We start from the raw sequence: 14,067 nt of genomic DNA on the forward strand, positions 1-14,067 counted from the left end.
GGATCCGCAAGATCGATGCAATTGGGCGTCGACGCAGTGATGGTCTTTGGTGGACGGCGTGGCAAGACACGCGTTCCATTTGAATTCAGATGCGGAATTGATAAGCTGTTGACAGGATGACTCCTTCGCCGGAAGGCGGAGAAGTGACTTCAAGCCCAACTGCGGAGATTGATATGCGCGCCGAAGACCTTCTTGCCGACGACACAAACGAAGCCACCTTTGAAGGTTTAACCGTACGCAAGGGTACGGTTGGTGCCTTTCTGGCAAACGTGCGAACTTGGGGCGATTCGGCGGCCAGTATGGATGATCAGCAGACAGCTGAGCGGGAGATTATTGAATCTCTACCCGCTCTAAAGGCGATCGGGCTCCTCGACGTGTTTGAGCCTAAGGATTCCCGGCTGCGTGAATTGATCGCCAAGGCGTGCGCATCAGATTGACAGTGCATAACGCCTCATAGAGGCGATTCGATAGATTTACCAAACATATCTACCAAGCCTCGGCAATGCCGGGGCTTTTTCGTTTTCGGCCCCGCCACGCCCATTGCTCTGAGCTGGGAGTGCTGCTCGGGCTGACTCTAATCTTGTCATGCCCCACGGAGTCGAGCGCATGGATTTTCTGCACCGCCTGCTCGACAGGCTCGACCTACTGATAGCGGGTCTATTTGGGGTGATCGTCGCCAGTTGGTGGCACAAAGACGACCTGACCGATTGGCGGGCTTGGATGATCTTCTTGATCACTGGAGTTTCCTGCTCGCTGTACCTGACGGGAATGGTAAGCGCCTATCTGGGTGTCACTGAGCCAAGCATCGTTGCTGGCATTGGCTTTCTGTTGGGCACCTTCGGCGGCTCGCTCCTGGCAGCAATTAACCGAGCCATCAAAGCGGCCGACCTTTGGGCGCTTATCCGCCAGAGGTTCGGGGGAGGCAGAAGCGATGAGCCTTGATCTGATCAACTCCATAGCCTGCGGCTTGATTGCCTTGTGGGCGTTCTGGTGCGTGGTAAGCGGGAAGGTGCGAGACGGCATCCTTGGCAAGCTGATCTATTCGGTCATCGCTATCAGCGGCTACGTCGTGATGTCGCGAAACCAGAACATCTTCCTCGCGCCGACTACGGCCGGCACGACGCTTCTTGTGTTCCTGGCTCTGGCCGGCCTACGGCATATCTTCATGGTCATGTACTGGCAGCGGGTCAAGGCCTGGCTGTGCCGTACGCTGAACTGTGAGCAGTGCATGGGCTGTGACAAGCAGAAGTAGCCGCGACACGTTTTACAACTTAACGAATTGTGTCGCGACACTGGAGGCTAAATGATGATCAAGGTCCTGGAGTTCAAACGCGAAGACTGGCGTGACGCCGCCAAGACCCTGCGCAAGATTGCTGATGACCTCGATGCCGGGGAGCATCCGGACTGCACTGTTGGAGTCTTAACCCTGATCGGCCCAAAAGGTGAGGTCACCGTATTCGGGCTAGGGCCTAAGTGCGATGACTTGCAGTGCTTGGGCGCTATGCGTCTGGGTGAGCAGAAGTTGATTGATGTGCTGCTTGATCAGCCGGCCGAGTAAGGATTCCCATGACAACCAAGCAACCCGACTGGAAGGCAATCGAACGCGCCTACCGGGCCGGGTTGCTCTCGGTGAGAGAGATCGCTACTTCCTGTGGTGTGTCGCATACCGCAATTCAGAAGCGCGCCAAGGCCCATGGCTGGGAGCGAGACCTCAAAGCAAAGATCAAAGCCAAGGCCGATGCACTGGTTGCCAAGCGCGAGGTTGCCACGCAGGTTGCCAGCAAATCAGTGGAAACCGAGCGGGAGATTATTGAGGTCAACGCAGAGGTTATTGCGAGCATCCGCATGGCTCACCGTGGCGACATCTCGCGCGGCCGGCGGCTCACCAACAAGTTGCTGGATGAGCTGGAAGGCCTGACCGACAACCGCCATCTGTTCGAAGAGCTGGGCGAGCTGATGCGTGAGCCGGACGACAATGGGCAAGACAAGCGAAACGATCTCTATCAGAAGATCATCGACTTGCCGGGTCGCTCTAAGACGATGAAGGAAATGGCCGAAACGCTGAAGACCCTTATCTCCCTGGAGCGCCAAGCCTACGACCTCGACGCCAAATCTGGCGGCAGCGAAGCCGACGAACTCTCCAAGCTAATGGACGAACTCTCTAAGGAAGCCTGACGCATGAAACCCGAGCACATGAAATTGCTCAGGGACAAACGCTGGCGCCTGAACAACCTCTACTTCATCACGGATAAGCAGGGCAAGAAAGTCCGCTTCCGGATGACGGACGAGCAGATCGAATACTTCGAGGGGATGCACACCCGCAACATCATCCTGAAGGCCCGACAACTTGGCTTCACCACGGAGTGTTGCATCATCCAGCTGGACGCAGCCCTGTTCGAGTCGGCCAAGTGCGCCCTGATCGCTCACACCCTGAACGACGCAAAGCGCCTGTTCCGGGAGAAGGTCAAATATGCCTACGACAACCTGCCTGCTGAAATACGCGCTGCCAACCCTGCTTCTAACGATGCTGCTGGCGAGCTTGTGTTCAGTAAGGGCGGATCGCTCTATGTGTCCACGTCCTTCCGGGGCGGGACTCTACGGTATCTGCACGTATCCGAGTTCGGGAAGATCTGCGCCAAGTTTCCACACAAGGCCAGAGAGATCGTCACCGGCGCCTTCGAGGCTGTCGCCACAGATTGCTTCGTCACGATTGAGTCGACGGCGGAGGGCCGGGCGGGCTACTTCTTCGACTACTCGCAGAGCGCGGAACGGCAACAACTGGCGTGTGTTCCCCTAGGTCTGCTGGATTGGAAGTTTTTCTTCTTCTCCTGGTGGAAGAACAAGGACTACTGGCTTGACCCTGCTGATGCGGTCATCCCACAGCGACTTACCGATTACTTCAATGAGCTGCGCGCCAAGCACGGGATCATCACCAATGACGGCCAGCGCGCCTGGTACGCTGCCAAAGAGAAGACGCTCGGCGACGACATGAAGCGGGAATACCCTTCGATCCCCGTCGAGGCTTTCCAGCAGTCGGTAGAGGGCGCTTATTACGCGCAGCAGCTGACCAAGCTTTACGCGCAGAAGAGGATTGGCACTATCCCAAACAACGGCCATCTGCCGGTCATGACCTTCTGGGACATCGGTGTCGGCGACTCCACTGCCATCTGGTTCGTGCGACAGGTAGGCGAAGAGCTTCACATCATCGACTACTACGAAAACAGCGGCGAAGGCTTGCGGCACTACATGAAGGTGCTCAAGGAGAAGGGTTACACCTATTCCGAGCACTGGGGGCCGCACGACATCGATAATCGGGAATTTGGTAGCGATGCAAAGACTCGCCGGGAACTGGCTCGTGAGGGCTACGAGATCGACGGGCAGGTGTACCGAATGACATTCCAAGTGGTGCCCAAGATTGGTGTAGACGATGGGATCGAAGCGGCTCGAGAGATCCTGCCTCGGTGTGCATTCGATGAGGCCAAGTGCGATGAAGGTATTTCCCACCTTGAGGGCTACCGCAAGGAGTGGGACGACAAGCGCGGCTGCTGGAAAGATCGTCCTCTACACGACAAAACAAGCCACGGAGCTGACGCCTTCCGGTACTTCGCGGTAGCCAAGACTAAGCGCAACACCGTGACTCATGTACCTGTTTCCTTCACCTTCTGAGGCCATCCATGGCGAATTACAGCAACATTCGGGCAGAGTACACAGAAGCCCTGCCTGGCTGGCAGCTTGTAAAACGCTGCGTGGCTGGCGCCCGTGAGATCAGACAGTACGACATCTACTTGCCTCAGCCGGATCCTGGCAATAAATCTGCAGAGAATCAGGCTCGATACAAGCAATACAAAAAGAGGGCGATGTTCCTCAACGTGACCGGGCGCACGCGTACTGGCCTGATGGGAGCGGTGTTCCGCAAGACTGCTGAACTAAACCTGCCGACTGGCGTGGAGTACTTGAAGGAAAATGCCAGCGGCGACGGCACCAGCCTTGAGCAGCTCTCGAAAGAGGCAGTAGGCGAGTGTCTGGATACAGGGCGCGGCGGTTTCCTGGCTGATTTCCCGAAGGTAGACACTGAAACCGGCGTTTCTTCGATGGCCGATCTGGCCACCAAGCGCGCCTTGGTTCATTTCTACGACGCTGAAGCGATCATCGACTGGGAAGAGCAGGTGATCGACGGCGTGAAGAAGTTGGTTTACGTGAACCTGCAAGAATGCGTTACGGAGTTCAATCCGGCAGAGTTGACGCGCGTAACCTTCAAGCAGAATCGGGTTCTATTGCTGGTGGATGGGCGCTATGTCCAGCGTGTCTACAAAGAGGGTGACGGACCTTTTACAGAGACGCAGCCTACTGACAAGGCCGGCAAAGCATTCAGCCACATCCCTTTTAGTTTCTTCGGCGCCCAGAACAACGATGCCAGTGTGGACAAGTCGCCGCTTGAGGACTTGGCTGACGTGAACATTCTTCACTACGGCAACAGTGCCACGGTGGAAGAGAGCGGCTTTATCAGCAGCCAGCCGACGCTGTTTATCACCACAGACATTGATCCGGACAGTTTCATCCGGCTGAACCCGAACGGCATGCACATCGGTTCTACCCGGGGCTACAACCTTGGAAAATCCGGTACCGCAACTCTGGTCCAAGCCCAAGAAACCCAGCTCTCTCGCGCGCTGATGAAGGACAAAGAAGAGCAGATGTTGATGATCGGCGCCCGCATTGTCCAGCAGGGGGGCGGCGCTGAGACGGCAGAAGCTGTCCGGATTCGGTACAGCTCCGATAACAGCGTGTTGGGCACCATTGCGGGCAACGTTTCAGAAGCAATCAAGCGGGCCATCCTTGACGCCGAGCGATTCATGATCGGCGAGCCGGACGAGAAAGGCACCGTCTTCTGGCTCAATCAATCGTTCTTCGACGAGACCATGACCGCTCAGGATATCTTGGCTCAGGTGCAGCTTTGGCAGCAGGGCTTCATTGCGAAGTCGGATGTCCGCGTGAATCTGCGTCAGGGTGGTGTGCTTGAGGCTGACCGTACTGACGAACTCATAGATGAAGAGCTGGCGAGCCAACCACCTGTAGGCGGTAGCGATGAGCAATGAAGGCTTTCTTGAGGACGCGGCTACCCGCCATCAGGTCTACGTCCAGCGGTATGCGGGCGGCAACCTTAAGCGTGTGGCTGTGTTCCTAGCGAAGGCGATCAAAACGGCCAAGGCGCGAGTCTCGGAGGGGCTGAGTGCTTACGGCACTCGTCGTTACACCTCGCAGATAGAAACGCTCCAGATCGATTTGCGGGCTATATACGACGACCTGAAGGGAAGGGCGAGGCTCGACTTAGGAGAGTTCGCCGCTTACGAGGCTCAATTCAACGCGACCATGCTGGGTAAGGTGGTTCGGGCGGTGATTCAGCTCAACGTTCCCTCGGTAGAGATAGTGTCCGCCGCTGCACTTGCGGATCCACTGCAATTGGAGGCCCGCAAAGGCGTTCAGCGCATCAGCATCAATGGTGCGCTCGACCAGTTCGGTACCAAGAAGGCCGCCGAGATCATTGGCGAGATTCAGATTGGTTCGTCATTGGGTGAAACCAGCCAGCAGATCAGCCGGCGTTTGACCGGTATTCACCAGCTGCAGCAGGACCAGGCTTCCTCGCTGGTACGGACAATGACCAACCATATCGCAAGCACGGCGAGGGTTGAGGTGCTCAAGGCTAACGACGACATCCTTAAGGGTATGCGCCGGATTGCCACGCTCGACTCAAAGACCACGCTGTACTGCATGAGCATCGACCAGACGGTGATTCCGCTTGATGGTCCGAAGCCGCCGTACCACTGGGGGTGCCGCACTTCCCTGGTGCCGGTGCTGAAGGTTGAGTTTGCGCGGGAGATTCCCGGCTCTACCCGGCCCTCAATCGGGCCTGATGGGGTGGCGTTGGTGTCGAGCAAGACGAGTTATCAGGAATGGCTGGTGCGGCAACCTGCTGCCTTCCAGCGCGACATTTTAGGGCCGAATCGTTATGCGCTGTTCAGCAAGGGCGAACTGTCCCTGGACAAATTCATCGACGACAACGGTAAGACTCTAACCCTTCAGCAACTGAAAGACCTTGAGCCGCTGGCTTTTGAACGAGCGGGCTTGTAACTCGCACCAGGTTGAACAGCCCTGCCATTCGGTGGGGCTTTTTTATGTCCGCAGGCAGGGCCTGCACCAAGTCTCTGGGAGACAGCAATGACCTTAAAATTCCAACTGGACACCCTCGAAGGCGTCGATGAAACCACTCAGGGCATGTACGTCGAAAAGGATGGCAAGTTTGTCCTGAATATCGAGGGTCTACCTCAGCCAGAGGACGTTTCCGGCCTGAAGTCGAAGGTCCAGGAGTTGCTGGACGAGAAGAAGGCGGCCGACAAGGCGCGTAAAGAGGCTGAAGACGCAGCCCGTCTGGAGCGTGAAGAGTCCGCCCGTAAGTCCGGCAACGTCGAGGAGCTCGAAAAGTCCTGGTCCGAGAAGTACAACCGCCGCGAAGCTGAGCTGAACGGCATGTTGGAGCAGGAGCGCGGCACGCTGACTACGCAGATCCGGGATCTGACCGTTGGCCGCACCGCCACTGACATCGCGACCACGCTGGCCATCCCGGGCAGCGCCAAGGCATTGCTTCCCCATATTGAACGCCGCCTGAGTGTCGAACAGCGCGACGGCAAGCCTGCCGTAGTAGTGCTGGACCAAGCCGGCAAGCTCTCGGCGACCACGCTGGACGAGCTGAAAGCTGAATTCATGAAAGACCCTGCGTTTGGTCCATTGATCGCAGGAAGCAAGGCATCTGGCGGCGGGGCTGGAGGTGCTGGGAGTGGCGGCGGGGCCGCATTCAAACGTTCTGAAATGACCTCCGAGCAGAAGCGTGATTACCAGCGAAAGCATGGACAAACCGCATACCTGCAATTGCCCAAATAAGGGGATTTACCCATGGCTACAACTGTTAACAGCGACCTGATCATCTACAACGATGAGGCGCAAACCGCATACCTTGAGCGCGTTCAGGACAACCTCGATGTTTTCAACGCCTCGTCCAATGGCGCGATGGTGCTCGACAACGAGCTGATTGAAGGCGACTTTCGTAAACGTGCTCTGTACAAGCTGAACGGCTCGCTCGAGCACCGCGACGTCAACTCCGAAACCAAAGTGACTGCCAAGAAAATTAGCGCTGGCGAAGCTGTTGGCGTTAAAGCCCCTTGGAAGTACGGTCCGTACCAGACCACTGAAGAGGCGTTCAAGCGTCGCGGTCGCCCGGTTGAGGAATTCTCCCAGATCGTGGGTGCAGACGTAGCGGACGCGACTCTGGAAGGTTTCATCCAATACGCTACCGCAGGCCTTCGCGCAGCAATTGGCTCCAACGCCGACATGGTGGTTTCGGCCAACATTGAAACCGACGGCAAGAAGACGCTGACTCGCGGAATGCGCAAGTTTGGCGACAAGTTCGGTCGTATCGCGTTGTGGGTAATGCACTCCAGCGCCTACTTCGACATCGTCGACGAAGCGATCACTAACAAGATCTACGAAGAAGCTGGTGTCGTGATCTACGGTGGTCTGCCTGGCACCCTCGGTAAGCCGGTACTGGTGACCGATACCGCGCCCGCAGATGTGATCTTCGGGCTGCTACCAAACGCCGTAACCATCACCGAGTCCCAGGCGCCAGGCTTCCGATCGTATGAAGTGAACGACGAAGAGAACCTCGCAATTGGGTATCGCGCAGAAGGCACTGTGAATATCGATGTGCTGGGTTACAGCTGGAAGGCCACCACTGGCGGCTCAAACCCGACGCTGGCGGCTGTGGGCTCTGCGGCCAACTGGATCAAGCATGCTGGCAGCAACAAGGTCACCGCAGGCGTGATGATTCAGCTGACGGCGACTCCACCGCCTATCGAAGGCTAATAACCCCTCAATTCATCGCGCGGCCAGGAATGGCCGCCACGGAGAGCTTCATGGAACTTACTTACAGCAATCAGCGTGGTGGATTTGATCCAGGTAAGCGGTATCGCAACCCTGAGCACTTCGACAAGCCAGAGGCTGGTGTGACCAGTGTATTGGTGGTTGGTGATTGGCCGAATGTGGTGGCTGCCTACAAAGTTGCCGGCATTGATGTCAGCGTGAAAGAGGTTGTGCGGGTGCAGGTTACTGGTGGTAGCGATCAAGAAGAACTCAAAGAGCTGGTCGGCAAGCTTCGCGCCGAAAGTGGCGCCATCCGCGTGCTGATCGAGTCCGTCGAAGGCCTGATCCCCCTGGAGCATCCAGAAGCTGGCGAACTGCCGATCCGCCTGTTCGATGCTCTTACCGCCATTCATGCCGGAATCCAAAGCCTGCGCGATAATCGTGATGTTGAGGTCGAGAAGTCTCGCACGCTGCAGAAGCAGGTCGACGACCTTCTGTCTCAAGCCGAGCAGGCTCGACTGGAAACGGACGAGTCGAAAGAGGCAAAGGAAGTAGCTGAGCTGAAGACCAAGCTCGACGTTGCCGGCATCACCTACCGCGCTAACGCCTCGAAAGAGTCGCTGCAGAAGCAGGTCGACGAGCTCTCGAAGTCGTAACACCCGGGGCTCCGGCCCCATCCATTTAAGCGGAGGCCCGATGGCTACCTACATCACTGTGGCGGACGTAGACGCCATCCTTGGGGCCAACTGGACCACTGAGGACAAGAAGGCGCGCGCAGTTTTGCAGGCAAACGCTTATCTGACCACGCTCAACCTGGTCGGAGTCGATTTGGACGTTGTCCCAGAAGAGGTGAAGCAGGCCGGCGCTGAGTTGGCCAAGGTCGCCGCAGAGGGCAAGTTGTATCAGCAGAAGACTGAAGGCTCGCTGGAGGCCAAGACGGTGAAGGCTGGATCGGTCACCACCAGCAAGACCTTCGCCTCGCTGGATAGCAGCAAGATCATCGCACAGCCTGGCGACGTACAGTTCGCGCTGGCCCTCTTGGCCCCATGGCGTAGCAGCCCATTCGCTTTCAGCGTGTACAGGTGACCCATGGGTATTCGCGAAGAGATCCAAGCTGATCTGGCCGAAGCCTTCGACACTGATCTGGCTGATGCAGTCCAGTTGTTCACCGGAGGGGTGACATTACCCGGAACATGGGACCCAGTGACTGAGGAATCAACAGGAGAGGTCGTCGTCGCCTACTCGGGTCGTGGAGTTTTCGATGGTTTCAAAATCGCCATGGTGGACGGGATCAACATCAAGGCTACAGATCAGTTGCTTATCTGCCTGACCAACGAAACAACGGGTACTCCGCAGGTTGGGCACAAGATTAACGGATTCGACGTGATGAACGTCCAGGTTGACCCGGCCGGCGCCCACTACGAGATCCAGCTTCGGGAGGTCTGATGGCTACCACCGGTTGGAGCACCAACTTGACGGATTTCGCCGATCAGGCGGCCGAAGATTTGAGTCAGATGGCAAGGGTGATCGCCCAAGCGATGCTGACCGAGATTGTAAACAGGTCGCCCGTGGGAAACCCCGACCTTTGGCAGGCCAATATCAAGTTGAAGGCCAAGAACGTCGCCCTAGCGGATGCCTATGATGCCAACGTAGACGCGCGTAACGCAGTGAGCACGGGCCGCAAGAAGTTCAAGAAGCTGACAAAACGGGAGCGCAAGGAGAACTTTTACGTTGACGCTAAGGCTGCCGGCGCGGGGTACAGAGGCGGCACCTTCCGAGGTAGCCACATCGTATCCATCGGCGCGCCAGACTTCACTGTGACAAGTCGCGTAGACGCTCAAGGTGGTGCAACTATCTCCGATGGCACCAGCTCCATCCAGTCAGCCGGGTTGTTTCCGGTGATCTACATCCAGACCAATCTGCCGTATGCAGAAGCGCTGGAAAATGGGCATTCCACCCAAGCCCCGGGTGGTATTTATGGCCTGGCCTTCATCGGTGTCAGCGAGGCTTACAAGTGACTTTCGAAGAAATCCGCGAGCTTATAGTTTCGCGAGTTGCCGTTTACGCAGGTATTGAGCAGAACCGCATCTTCTATCCGAATGCGCCGTACCCACCTGAAAATCTCGATACCTCAGGAATCTTCAAGCCTCCTGCCTCGGGTCTCTGGTGCCGCCTGAACATCCAGTACGCCACAGCCTTCATGGCAGGCATGGCCGACAAGCCCTATACCCGCAAGCCCGGTCAGATCAGCATTCAGTGTTTCACCAGGGTGCGTACAGGCATCAAGGCCATTAACGAGTTGGCAGATTCTCTTGAGGCTCACTTTGGCTACTGGAGCAGTGGTGACCTTGAGTGTATGGAGGCCAGTCAGGTTGTGGCCGGCGAATTCGAAGGGTTCTATCAGATCAACGTGAACATCCGGTTCCGCGCCGGCTGATCCAGCAGCACCCATCCCACCCGCTTTGAGCGGGTTTTTTTATGCCCACAAAAAGGTGGAAAGAATGAGCTCCGGCGCAAAGATTGTCAGTCACATCATCCCCGAAGTGACACCAGGTATTACCCCAACAACCGGCACTTGGAACACGCTGCGACTGACAGGCAATGCGCTGACGCCTACGGTAAACACCGTGGTCAGCGACGAGATCACCGCATCTCGTGTAAGTCAGGGCTCGGTGGCCACCAGCGTCGATATCGCTGGCGATCTGGCGGCCGAGTTCTCGTATGGCTCGTTTGACGAGCTGCTTGAGGCTGCCTTTTACGGTGTATGGACCGCTAACGTGCTGACTGTTGGCGATGTTCGTCACACCTTCAGCATTGCTAAGGGCTACACCGACGTGGGCGTTTACAGCCTGTTCAAGGGCGCTCACGTATCGACTTTTGCTCTGGACATCCCGGCTGACGGCAAGATCACCGCCACCTTCAATATGGCGTGCCTGGACTACGCCGACAGCGATGCGCCACTCGTAGCAGCTCCGGCCGATCCGACCACTACTCCATTCCTGAGCCAAAACAACGTTGGCACCATTCTGGTTGATGGTGCTTCGCTGGAGGGTTCGGCCTGCGTATCGGCCATGACCATCAATCTGGACAACAGCCTTCAGGCACAACGATGCATTGGCAGCGACAAGCTCGGTCCGGGCGCACAAATCGCCACCGAAGCAGCTATCACAGGGACTATCACGCTGGCGTGGTCAGCTCGGGCATGGGAAATCTGGAAGAACACGTTCACTCGCGTGCCGGTGGCCATTCAGTTCCCGATTACTGACAGCTTGGGCAACAAGTACATCTTTGATTTCCCAGCAGTGGAGGTCGATGGGGAGCTGCCAAGCGGTGGCAAGCGAGACTTGGTCGAAGTGTCGCTCAACTACACAGTGGCCAAGATCAGCCCGACCATCACTCGGGTTCCATTCGCGGCAGTCACCAGCATTTCTGTCGCGCCTACTACTGCTTCGATCGCAGTAGCCGCAACCCGGCAGCTGACTGCTTCAGCGCTTCCGGTTGAAGCAGCGCAGAACGTCACATGGAGCAGTGCGACTCCCGGTGTGGCGACAGTGAGCAGTTCAGGCCTGGTCACGGGTGTATCGGCCGGTTCTGCGGTGATTACCGCCACGAGCGTATCCGACCCAACGAAGACCGCGACTTCGACCATCACCGTTACCGCTTAATCGATTGCAAGACTTTGACCGCTCCGGTGTTTACGCCTGCCGGGGCGGTCCTTTTATGGCATGGCGTTGGAGTAATCATCATGGCTCTCAAGCTGAAGAAGAAAGAACCCACTCAGGATGGCGAGAAGTGGGTGGATTTTGATGCGGATACGAAAGTACTGCTGGCTGGCACGGACAATGTTGAATACCGCGTAGCTCTGGAGCGTCACAACCGTCGCATTCAGCGCAACGACGCGCGCTTTGGCGAAGGACAAGTTGGCGTCGTCGAAGGCGAGCTGACCGACCTGCAGAACCACGCAATGCTGCTGGGCAACTTCATCGTCAAGGACTGGAAGGGTGTGCAGGACGAGGAGGGCAACGAGCTGAAATACTCGCCAACCGCCGCCGCCCAGCTGCTTGAGTCCAATGTCGACTTCTTGCTGTTTACACTTCGTGGTGGTGCTGCAGTGACTGCCGAGAAGGAAGAGGAACTGGCCGAAACAGTAAAAAAGCCATCGACCGGTTCGAGTGGGAAAAAGACTGGTCGGGCAGCGAAAAACGAAAGCTCATCTATCAGCGCCTGAAGATAGCTGTTCCCGAAGAGCCGGCCACCGATACGATTACCGGCTACTTGTTGAATACTTTCCGCAATATCTGTCGTGGTCGCCGGTTCCTTTCGACGATGGCCGGTGCATTCCCGCTGCCGCTATCAGCCAGGGAAATATCAGATTGGCTGGAGGCTCACCCGTCGCCTTTGCCTCGGCGACATGTAGACGAGGTTGTGTTTGCGCTGGATGCGATTTGTTTGGCAGAGGAGGGGGAGAACTGAGTCAAAAGTGGATTCGCAAGCGGCTTTTGAAACTATCCAGCGAGCCGAGCTAAAGCTGCAGCAGTGGCATCAAGAGTGCTCAGCTTTTAATAGGGAGAAGCCCTGCTGCCGTGCTGGTTGTCTCTAGCGGAAGATGGCGGCCTGCCAATGATCCTCAGACACGATTGATATTGCTCCGCCTGCATCACGCAGTTCAACAGCTTTGAGTATCTTGGCGCCATAAGAAGTGTGGAGCCATTGCTCATTACCTATGCTGCCAATGATTAGGTAATCCACTTTCTTGCTGACCCCGCCACCGAGTATGCCGCCACGCTCAACAACAAGGTGCTGGCATTCCTTTCTAGGGCCAAATGCCATGACTCCTGTGAACACGAAATTCTTGCCTTCAAATTGTAGTTCGGGTGCGGGCTTGCATAATGGTAGGTCTGTGGGGCGTGATGAAGCTGCGGCAACTGCTGCCCCCGAAAGTTCTTGAGCAGGCAAACCGGAGAAGCTCCGCAGCATCTCAAGCAAGTCGGCTGACTCATCTGCGTCCAGCTTTTCGTCAACGAGCATTTCGCTGAGTCGACGATAGAGAAGGTTGATGACCGGATCGTCTAAATGGGCAAGGTTCTGCTCGATCCATTGCTTAAGGAAGACTGCTTCACTCTGTGTAACAACGCCATCTGCAACCAGGCCAGCCGCTAGCCCGGTCAGGGCATCAGCGCTGCGCCTGTCGATACGTGCATCATGGAAGAAACGGCTCTTCTGGAATTCGTTGTGTATATCGGTCATCGGTTGCGCCTCGCTTCTCAATCTTTGGCTGAAAGAAGGCATAACGCTACTACGACAGATCGCGTCCTAGCCACTGGCATTCTATCCACGCTGGATGGGTGGACAGGATGGAAAGCGTTATTGCTTTACGGGATGATGGCTAATTGCCTTCCTCCGGAGTTGAGTCATGGCGTTGCGCTTTCGAAAGAGCTTCAAAATTGCACCTGGCGTGCGGATCAACCTCAGCAAAAGTGGTGTCAGTACCTCGGTAGGCGGTAAGGGTTTAACCGCCAACCTCAGCAAGCGCGGTACGCGGGTCACTACCAGCATACCGGGCTCCGGTTTATCGGCGTCCAAACTCTATGGGCAGAGGAAGAAGGGAGCGTCCGAAGTAGCGCCGGTGCCAATGTGGGCGCACGTTTTGACTTGGTTGATGATTGCAGCCTTCCTATGGTGGATCTTCAGCTGACCACGAAAAGCCCAGCCCTCTCGCTGGGCTTTTTGCACTCTGCTCTCAATGCTAAAGTCCAGCCAAATTAAATTGAGGGAGTGACATGCGAATTTTGATAGGGGCGCTGGCTCTGGGGCTGCTGGCGGGATGCGTGTCTCCAGGCGATTTGAAAGCAAAGAAGCCAACTCTGAGCGCCGCTTCGAAGAAAGAGCCAAAACAATATGCTTTGTGTGTGCTTCCGCGCTGGCAGGACGCTAGATCTGCAACATCAATGTCAGAAACAGTAAGCGGCTACCGTCTAGTCATCGGAGAGTTTCAGTTAGCTGATGAGCTTTTAGAAATCAACACGACAGCTTCAGGTAGTAGGGTAGATTTTTTTCAGCGGGTTGCATGGATGCCTGGTGTAGGCCGAACAGCGATTGAAGCCGCAGTTCGCGAGTGCCTTTAATAAGGGATTAAAAAGTCAGAGCAATTTCACAGAA

20 protein-coding genes are annotated in these 14,067 nt (G+C 56.4%); 19 read left to right on the forward strand and 1 reads right to left on the reverse strand.

Annotation, left to right across the window (positions count from 1 at the left end; translation table 11 throughout):
* Positions 1-173 precede the first annotated feature (173 nt).
* From JQ848_RS10300 to JQ848_RS10380, 17 genes are all read left to right on the forward strand, one after another.
* Positions 174-437: a hypothetical protein gene (locus JQ848_RS10300; RefSeq protein ID WP_202210609.1), complete on the forward strand. Its 264-nt coding sequence runs from the start codon at positions 174-176 to the stop codon at positions 435-437.
* A gap of 169 nt (positions 438-606) precedes the next feature.
* Positions 607-942: a hypothetical protein gene (locus JQ848_RS10305; protein ID WP_010657120.1), complete on the forward strand. Its 336-nt coding sequence runs from the start codon at positions 607-609 to the stop codon at positions 940-942.
* Complete coding sequence (locus tag JQ848_RS10310; RefSeq protein ID WP_202210610.1) at positions 932-1,252, forward strand: hypothetical protein; 321 nt, start codon at positions 932-934, stop codon at positions 1,250-1,252. The genes JQ848_RS10305 and JQ848_RS10310 overlap by 11 nt, the downstream gene beginning before the upstream one ends.
* A gap of 51 nt (positions 1,253-1,303) precedes the next feature.
* Positions 1,304-1,558, forward strand: a complete 255-nt coding sequence (locus tag JQ848_RS10315) for a hypothetical protein (RefSeq protein WP_202210611.1) — start codon at positions 1,304-1,306, stop codon at positions 1,556-1,558.
* A gap of 8 nt (positions 1,559-1,566) precedes the next feature.
* Complete coding sequence (locus tag JQ848_RS10320; RefSeq protein ID WP_202210612.1) at positions 1,567-2,175, forward strand: hypothetical protein; 609 nt, start codon at positions 1,567-1,569, stop codon at positions 2,173-2,175.
* A gap of 3 nt (positions 2,176-2,178) precedes the next feature.
* Positions 2,179-3,666 carry a terminase gene (locus JQ848_RS10325; protein WP_202210613.1) on the forward strand — a complete coding sequence of 496 codons (1,488 nt, stop codon included), beginning with the start codon at positions 2,179-2,181 and terminating at the stop codon, positions 3,664-3,666.
* An 8-nt stretch (positions 3,667-3,674) separates the two neighbouring features.
* Complete coding sequence (locus tag JQ848_RS10330) at positions 3,675-5,093, forward strand: DUF4055 domain-containing protein (RefSeq protein WP_202210614.1); 1,419 nt, start codon at positions 3,675-3,677, stop codon at positions 5,091-5,093.
* The gene (locus tag JQ848_RS10335; RefSeq protein ID WP_202210615.1) at positions 5,083-6,126 is read left to right on the forward strand and encodes a structural protein; all 1,044 of its coding nucleotides are present in this window, start codon (positions 5,083-5,085) and stop codon (positions 6,124-6,126) included. The genes JQ848_RS10330 and JQ848_RS10335 overlap by 11 nt, the downstream gene beginning before the upstream one ends.
* 87 nt (positions 6,127-6,213) lie before the next feature.
* Complete coding sequence (locus JQ848_RS10340) at positions 6,214-6,933, forward strand: hypothetical protein (protein ID WP_202210616.1); 720 nt, start codon at positions 6,214-6,216, stop codon at positions 6,931-6,933.
* A 12-nt stretch (positions 6,934-6,945) separates the two neighbouring features.
* Positions 6,946-7,911, forward strand: a complete 966-nt coding sequence (locus JQ848_RS10345) for a major capsid protein (protein ID WP_202210617.1) — start codon at positions 6,946-6,948, stop codon at positions 7,909-7,911.
* Positions 7,912-7,961: 50 nt separating this feature from the next.
* The gene (locus JQ848_RS10350; RefSeq protein ID WP_202210618.1) at positions 7,962-8,564 is read left to right on the forward strand and encodes a hypothetical protein; all 603 of its coding nucleotides are present in this window, start codon (positions 7,962-7,964) and stop codon (positions 8,562-8,564) included.
* 40 nt (positions 8,565-8,604) lie between these two features.
* Entirely contained in the window at positions 8,605-8,994 is a 390-nt protein-coding gene (locus JQ848_RS10355) for a protein singed (protein WP_202210619.1), read from the forward strand.
* A 3-nt stretch (positions 8,995-8,997) separates the two neighbouring features.
* Entirely contained in the window at positions 8,998-9,354 is a 357-nt protein-coding gene (locus tag JQ848_RS10360) for a hypothetical protein (RefSeq protein WP_202210620.1), read from the forward strand.
* On the forward strand, positions 9,354-9,926 hold the full coding sequence (locus JQ848_RS10365; protein ID WP_202210621.1) for an HK97 gp10 family phage protein: 573 nt from the start codon (positions 9,354-9,356) through the stop codon (positions 9,924-9,926). The genes JQ848_RS10360 and JQ848_RS10365 overlap by 1 nt, the downstream gene beginning before the upstream one ends.
* Positions 9,923-10,345: a hypothetical protein gene (locus JQ848_RS10370; protein WP_202210622.1), complete on the forward strand. Its 423-nt coding sequence runs from the start codon at positions 9,923-9,925 to the stop codon at positions 10,343-10,345. Before JQ848_RS10365 ends, JQ848_RS10370 begins: the two co-directional genes overlap by 4 nt.
* 64 nt (positions 10,346-10,409) lie before the next feature.
* Positions 10,410-11,573 (forward strand): phage tail tube protein, encoded by a 1,164-nt coding sequence (locus tag JQ848_RS10375; protein ID WP_202210623.1) that lies wholly within the window; start codon positions 10,410-10,412, stop codon positions 11,571-11,573.
* Between the two features lie 80 nt (positions 11,574-11,653).
* Complete coding sequence (locus tag JQ848_RS10380; RefSeq protein WP_202210624.1) at positions 11,654-12,136, forward strand: hypothetical protein; 483 nt, start codon at positions 11,654-11,656, stop codon at positions 12,134-12,136.
* Positions 12,137-12,504: 368 nt separating this feature from the next.
* On the opposite strand, the gene JQ848_RS10385 is transcribed toward JQ848_RS10380, so the two are convergent.
* Positions 12,505-13,155 (reverse strand): BRCT domain-containing protein, encoded by a 651-nt coding sequence (locus tag JQ848_RS10385; protein ID WP_202210625.1) that lies wholly within the window; start codon positions 13,153-13,155, stop codon positions 12,505-12,507.
* A 166-nt stretch (positions 13,156-13,321) separates the two neighbouring features.
* Between JQ848_RS10385 and JQ848_RS10390 the strand changes: the two genes are divergently transcribed.
* Together JQ848_RS10390 and JQ848_RS10395 are read left to right on the forward strand one after the other, a co-directional pair.
* Entirely contained in the window at positions 13,322-13,603 is a 282-nt protein-coding gene (locus JQ848_RS10390; protein WP_202210626.1) for a DUF4236 domain-containing protein, read from the forward strand.
* An 85-nt stretch (positions 13,604-13,688) separates the two neighbouring features.
* Positions 13,689-14,033 (forward strand): hypothetical protein, encoded by a 345-nt coding sequence (locus JQ848_RS10395; RefSeq protein ID WP_202210627.1) that lies wholly within the window; start codon positions 13,689-13,691, stop codon positions 14,031-14,033.
* Positions 14,034-14,067: the final 34 nt, after the last annotated feature.

The sequence above is a fragment of the Pseudomonas paraversuta genome, from assembly GCF_904067025.1.
GTDB lineage: Bacteria > Pseudomonadota > Gammaproteobacteria > Pseudomonadales > Pseudomonadaceae > Aquipseudomonas > Aquipseudomonas paraversuta.